The organism is Ralstonia sp. RL, from assembly GCF_001683835.1.
Taxonomy (GTDB): domain Bacteria; phylum Pseudomonadota; class Gammaproteobacteria; order Burkholderiales; family Burkholderiaceae; genus Ralstonia; species Ralstonia mannitolilytica.
Window position 1 is genome coordinate 1 of record NZ_LWRX01000033.1, and the last position, 5,746, is coordinate 5,746.

General features: G+C 67.9%; 5 protein-coding genes and 2 pseudogenes. All 7 read right to left on the reverse strand.

Going from position 1 to position 5,746, the window contains the following annotated elements:
• Window positions 1–127, reverse strand: a pseudogene (locus A6M56_RS24265) (DUF6127 family protein); the annotation flags it as partial.
• 85 nt (window positions 128–212) lie between these two features.
• A complete protein-coding gene (locus A6M56_RS03805) occupies window positions 213–434 on the reverse strand; it encodes a hypothetical protein (RefSeq protein WP_286757783.1) in 222 nt (73 codons plus the stop codon).
• Window positions 427–2,397, reverse strand: coding sequence for a hypothetical protein (locus tag A6M56_RS03810; protein WP_286757784.1), 1,971 nt, complete (start codon window positions 2,395–2,397; stop codon window positions 427–429). The genes A6M56_RS03805 and A6M56_RS03810 overlap by 8 nt, the downstream gene beginning before the upstream one ends.
• A gap of 3 nt (window positions 2,398–2,400) precedes the next feature.
• Window positions 2,401–2,796: a hypothetical protein gene (locus A6M56_RS03815; RefSeq protein WP_286757785.1), complete on the reverse strand. Its 396-nt coding sequence runs from the start codon at window positions 2,794–2,796 to the stop codon at window positions 2,401–2,403.
• Window positions 2,793–3,878: a hypothetical protein gene (locus A6M56_RS03820; RefSeq protein ID WP_286757787.1), complete on the reverse strand. Its 1,086-nt coding sequence runs from the start codon at window positions 3,876–3,878 to the stop codon at window positions 2,793–2,795. The genes A6M56_RS03815 and A6M56_RS03820 overlap by 4 nt, the downstream gene beginning before the upstream one ends.
• Before the next feature lie 3 nt (window positions 3,879–3,881).
• Window positions 3,882–5,150 (reverse strand): hypothetical protein, encoded by a 1,269-nt coding sequence (locus A6M56_RS03825; RefSeq protein ID WP_286757789.1) that lies wholly within the window; start codon window positions 5,148–5,150, stop codon window positions 3,882–3,884.
• 19 nt (window positions 5,151–5,169) lie between these two features.
• Window positions 5,170–5,746 (reverse strand): annotated as a pseudogene (locus A6M56_RS03830) (hypothetical protein); the annotation flags it as partial.

The window sequence follows — 5,746 nt, forward strand, 5'->3', positions numbered from 1 at the left end:
GGCCAAGGTGGGCGAGGCAACGCTCGGCACCGCGTTGGGCAGCGTGGTCGAGCAACTCGTCGAAGTCCTCCTTGCGCAGGAGGAGCATGTTCTCGACGAGGGCCGGCTTGTTGTCAGGTTCGGTCATGGGTTGTCTCCAGAAATGCGAAACCCGCCCGACGCGTAAACATCAGGGCGGGTCTCGAGGGTTGAATGTGTGGGTCAGTGGCGCTTCAGATCTCGATGAGTTCCAGCGTCAGGGTCGGCGCGATGCCTTCCACCGTGTCGTCGCGGACGAACACGTTCTGACCAATGGCGGCGGTGCCGCGGGCCTTGATCCGGCCGCCACCGGGCAACTGCACGGTGACTACGCCGGAACCGATCTCGATGGCGGTCCCCGCCTGCAGCGGCGGGTCGGGGATCAATTGGCGGAACTGCTGGTAGAGGTTATGCATAGCCTTGCACCCCCAGGGTCTGCCAGACCTCCGGCATGCCGGCCTCGATCTGCGTCGAGCGGACGAGGCCCATGCGCCGAATCGTGGAACCTTGGCTTCCATCCTGGTACTCGACGAATGCGCCCGGCTCGATGATTCCGGTCTCCGCCAGCACCGGCAGGCGCAGGCTCACCTCGATCTGGTGCCCGGTGTCGGCCAGTACGGCAAGACCACGCTGACGCGCGGCGGCGGCCTCGGTGATCAAGGCGTCGACGACCATCGGCGCCAGGACGTCGCCGGCGGTGCCGGCGCGCGTCACCTGCCCGAGCACACCGACGTCCTGGCCGGAGACGAACACGCGGTTGTAGGCGGGCTTCTCGATCCAGCGCAGCGACTCCCGGGCGACGGCGTCGACCGGCAGCACGTAGTCCGGCGTGACCGTGTCCCATTCCCACGGCGCCACCGGATAGCGGTGCCGCACCTGCAGCGTCTTCGCTGAAGCGTGCGGCAGCAGGTAGCCGCCCGCCGCCTCGGCGATGCCGGCCAGCGTCTCGATCCACGTGCCCTGCCGGGCGAAGGCGCCTGCCGGGACGTTCCAGTCCGTGAGTGCCCAATCGACGGTCCAGCCGAGCGGGATGCCGTTGAGCGTGAGCACGTCGTCCATCAGTTGGCGCGCGGTACGGCCTTCCGTGTTCGAGAAGGTCATCACCGGCGCGTAGGGCGCGGAAAGCACTGCGTTGTGCCCGCGCCCGGAGATGCGGATGCTGGCATCACCGAAGATGCGCTCGCGGCTGATGTTCTCGGCGAGCACGCGGAAGTCGGTGCCGTTGATGGTGGCGATCAGCTCGACCGGACCGGCACTGCTCCCCGGTGCGACCATCGATTCTGCTTTTGCAGGCAGCGAGGCCTCGAAGCCCCAGCTCCAGGACGACGCATCGAGGGACAGCGACAGACTGAACACGGGCACCTCGGCGCCATCCGGCACGCGGTGCAGGGTCACGTTGTTGATCACGAAGTACACCCTCCGAACGGGGACGACCACCGTCTGCCGATCGGGCGGCGGCGGATCGATGTGGTTCTCACAGACGAACTGCAGGTCGCCCTGCGATACCGCCAACCCGGAGAACAACAGGTGCGGGCCCGGCGTATAGCAAGGCCGTGGCTGCGGCGGCTGCGGGGTCCCCTGCAGGCTGATCCCGGGCGGCGGCCGCCTCGCATGTTGGTATCGCCCCCGCCATCCCTTCGGAAAGGGCGTGGCGCTCTGATGGTCCGAGCCCTGGAACTGCACCAGGACGCGCGTGTCTTGCCAGCCGCTTGCGCGCCACGCACGGCAGGTAACGGAGCCGTCCTCGTGGCGGAACCAGGTGGCGCGTCGCACGCCGGTCGCGCGCTCGAAAGCCGAGAAGCGGACGAGCCCGAGGGGACGCCCATCCTGATGCGCAAACCACGTCGCATCGTGGAGGCGTGACGCCTCCTGGTGATCCGCGCGGCGTTGCTCGTGCGCCGCCTGCAGCACGGACGGTAGGCGGTGCTCGATGCCTTCCAGCGCATCGGAGGCGGTCTGCCAGAGCCCACTCCATCCCGCAGGCGTGGCCCGGGCGTGCTGCTGAGGCTGGGTGGAGCCCAGCTCGGTCGCCCGCGTTTCCTGCCAGGTGTCTCGTGTCTCGCCGACCGTGGGCCGCTGCGTGCGCGAGTAGTACCGCACCTCGCCGGTGCACACGATCCCCGGCAGGCTCGACGCTAACGTGAGCGGCACGCTCGGGCGCAGCACCAGCGAGCGCACGCTCAAGCGCGGCAGTTCCGCCAGCAGCTCGGCACGGGCCGGCGGGATGAACTTGATCGTCGCCGCCGGCAGCGGCAGGATCGCGAGGACCCTCAGATCGTTGCGTGGCGGGACGAAGTCGGCACCGAACAGCAGATTCGCGTCGGTGGCGGCCGGGCGGTCGAACAGCAGGTCGGTCTGCTGCGACTCGGTGTCTGCCACGGCCTACCCCAGGATCGCCGACACCATCCGGGCGTCGCCGCCGAGGTACAGAGAGGTAGAGGCGAGCTTCACGTCGCCGTTGCCGTCCGTGCCGCTGCAGTCGAGATCGAGCGCGGTCACGTCATTGCCGTTCACCAGCCGCGCCCAGGTGGCCACGCCGGTGGCCGTGATCAGCCCGTCCTCCTGTTGTGTGAGCGTGAGCAGCCCATCGAGAATCGTGCCCGCGGGCTTGGTGAGCCGGATCTCGACCAGCATCGCACTGGTCGGCGTTGTAGAGGGCGTTGCCGGCCGCGTGCCGCCGTAGATGCGCAGCCGCGCCGGCTCCGGGCCAGCATCGAGGAAAGCGAGCGTGCCGGCGAGCCGCGCCTCGTTGTGTTCGACAGTGATTGCAACGGTCATGGCATCGGTTCCGGCTTCAGGTTGTCCGCGATCACGGCGCGGTACAGATGCTTGTAGTCGTAGCTCACCACGGTGTAGCGCTGCGCAGCGTCGATGAACTCGAAGCGGTAATTGCCGGCGGCGTCGCTCCAGGTCTCGGCGACCAGAACGTTCGCGTTCTCGCTGATGAGCTGCACACGGCGCACGAGCGGCTGATCGGGTAGTCCCTTCTCCTTGACGGTGCCGGCGATCACGCCATGCCCGCTGAAGTGGATGTCCTTCCGTCCGGGCTGCATGACATGGAAGTTCCGGTCGTAGCCGCCCGGCCGGTGCCAGAGATCCGACGCGGGGCTGCTCCGGCGCATCAGATCGCAGTCCGCCGCGACGCCGACGGGCGAGGCCGGATCGGGCAGGACCGAGGTCGTCCCACCCGCCAACGGCAGCAGGTCATTGGCGGCGTTCACGGCCACCGTCGCCGGAAACGCCGGCAGACCGGACGGCGTGTCGCCCGCGATGGCGTGGACGCGCGCCGTCGCGCCGTACAGGAACACGCCGGGAATCAGCTTGCCGCGATAGGTCGCGTCGCCGACCTGGAACAGCAGCACGCCGCCCGCCTTGAACTGGATCAGGCGCGCCCACGGCACCCCGTTCGCGTCGAACGCACCGACGATCACTTCGCAGCGCAGCGTCATGCGCTGGCCGACGTTGAAGGTTGGCGCGGTGCTCGCGACGCCGGCGATTGACTTCGCCCCGTCGTTGATACTGCCGCTCACGGCAGCGCCGTCGCCGAAGCCGCTGTTCCACCGCGACACGCCCCAGGCGCCGTCAAGGTGGGCGAACCGGTAGCCCTCGGCTCCATTGCCGGTCGTCAGCCACAGGCCGATGTGCTTGCGGCCGCCCGGGTCGATCAGGAGTTCGATGTCGGCCTCGAACCAGAAATCGCCGTTGGCCGCCTCGTTGAAGCGCAGGATCGACTGGGCATTGGGCGCCGAGATGTCGATGGCCTGCTGGGCGCTGTTGTAGCTGGCGGACATGCTGCCGAGGACCGTGGTGTAGGCGGCCGCCGGCGCCGTGGCGAAGGTGTCGTAGAGTGGATAGCTCACGGCTCACCTCCACGGGCCGGTGATGTCGAACGCAACCTGCGCGCCTTCGGTATCCGAGCCGTAGTGCGTGCGCACCAGCAGGAACCGCTTGCCGATCTGGCCCACGACGTTGTCGACGACGGTCTGGTCGCTGTAGGGACGGTCCTGCGGCATCCAGTACATCCCCGGCATCAGGCCGCGCATGTGGCCGTCCTCCTGGCGCACGTAGGTGGGCAGCAGCCACAGGCTGTAGTCGGCGCCGTTCGGAAACGGCATCGGGCCGCGGCCGCAGATCTGCTGGCCGTTGTTGGTGTTGAGCGAGGTGAGGCCGAAGCGCACCGGGTTGCCGAGCTGCGTATGGTTGCGCAGCAGCACGTGCCCGGAAAAGTCGAGCGACGCGACCATCGAGGCGCCGCCGTAGTCGCCGGGGTAGCTCAGGTACTGGTTGTTGTTGCTCCAGTAGACGTCGTGCGCGGCGAGCACGGTGGCGTAGTTGTCGCCCGGCTTGAAGCTCGTGATGTCGCCGAAGCAGTAGAAGGCGCGCCCGTACCAGTTGTAGCCGGGGGCGAAGGTGCAGAACAGGAAGAACAGGCGGTCGTCGCCGATCAGCACCCAGTTGCGGTTGCCGCCCCCGCTGTCGCCGTAGGTGTCGTAGCCGGTCTGGCGCGCGTGGTACCACTTGTGCCAGCCCCACTGGTTGGCGGTGACCTGTTTCCAGTTCTGTGTCGGGTTGTTCGGGTCGTAGGGAGCCTGCGCCCCGACGATGGTGTCGATGTCGGCCAGATCCTCCACGATCCCGACGTTGGCCCACTTCGCCCACGAAGTCGTGTAGCCGGGCGTCTTGAGGCTGTCGTCGATCAGCAGGAGGTTCTGCGGCGAGGCCGGGTTCTTGCTGCGGTAGGCCGCCTTGTTCGTGCCCGCGAACGGCTTTTCCCAGCCCAGCGGCGCGACCTTGGCGGAGAGGCTCGTCGCGGTCGTGGCCGGTGATGCGGGCGTGCCGGTCACCGCGTAGGTGAAGGTGGTCGTGGTGGTCGCGAGCACGCGGAACAAGCCGTTGTACTCGGGTTGATCGGCGCCGGCGATTTGCACCACCTGGTCGCGCTGATAGGCATGGCCGGAGGTGATCGTGGCCGTCGCGATGCCGGAGGCAGAGGTCAGCGAGTCGATGGCTTTCAGCGCGAAGCCGTTGACGAGGCAGGCGTCGAGCATCGTGACGAGGTCGCCCCAGTTGTTGGCGATCTGCGGCGCGCCGGCCATGCCGCTGTTGAAATACTTGACGGATAGGTCAGCCATTGCACGTTCCTGTCGAAAATCAAGGGGTGTCCACGTCGCCGCGGATCAGCAGCGTGAAGTTGTCGTTGGGCACCGATTCCGGTCCCTGCTGCACCGTGCGCACGACCCACACCGGGAACTGCGCGCCGATGGTGTTGAAGCGCAGCACGTTGCCGGTCGCCCAGCCGCTGCCCCAGCCCAGCGCCGGCAGATGGAAGTACGGCACGCCGGTCGCCGGGTTGTTCGGCGCGCAGTCGGTGCTGGTGTTGCCGGTGGCGATGACGCCGACGTTTTCACCGATCACCTCGAAGGCGGTGCTGTTGGTGAAGCGCACCACCCAACGCTCGGTGACCGCGCCCCGGTTAGTGACCCGGATCGGGTATTGCGTGTTGTTGAAGGTCGCCGTGGCCGCGCTGCCCGACAGCGCATCGGACCACGCGCCGTTCCACGTCGCCTGGTCGAACACGAGGCTCACCCGCGCGAACAGATCGCCGGCGATGAGCGCGCTGGAGACGTAGCTGCCGGATGTGGGATCGCCAGGACTGGCGACGGGGTATTCGTGGGTCAGCGGGCGCGTGAAGCTGATCTCGCCGTTGATCTGCACGTCGCGCACCACG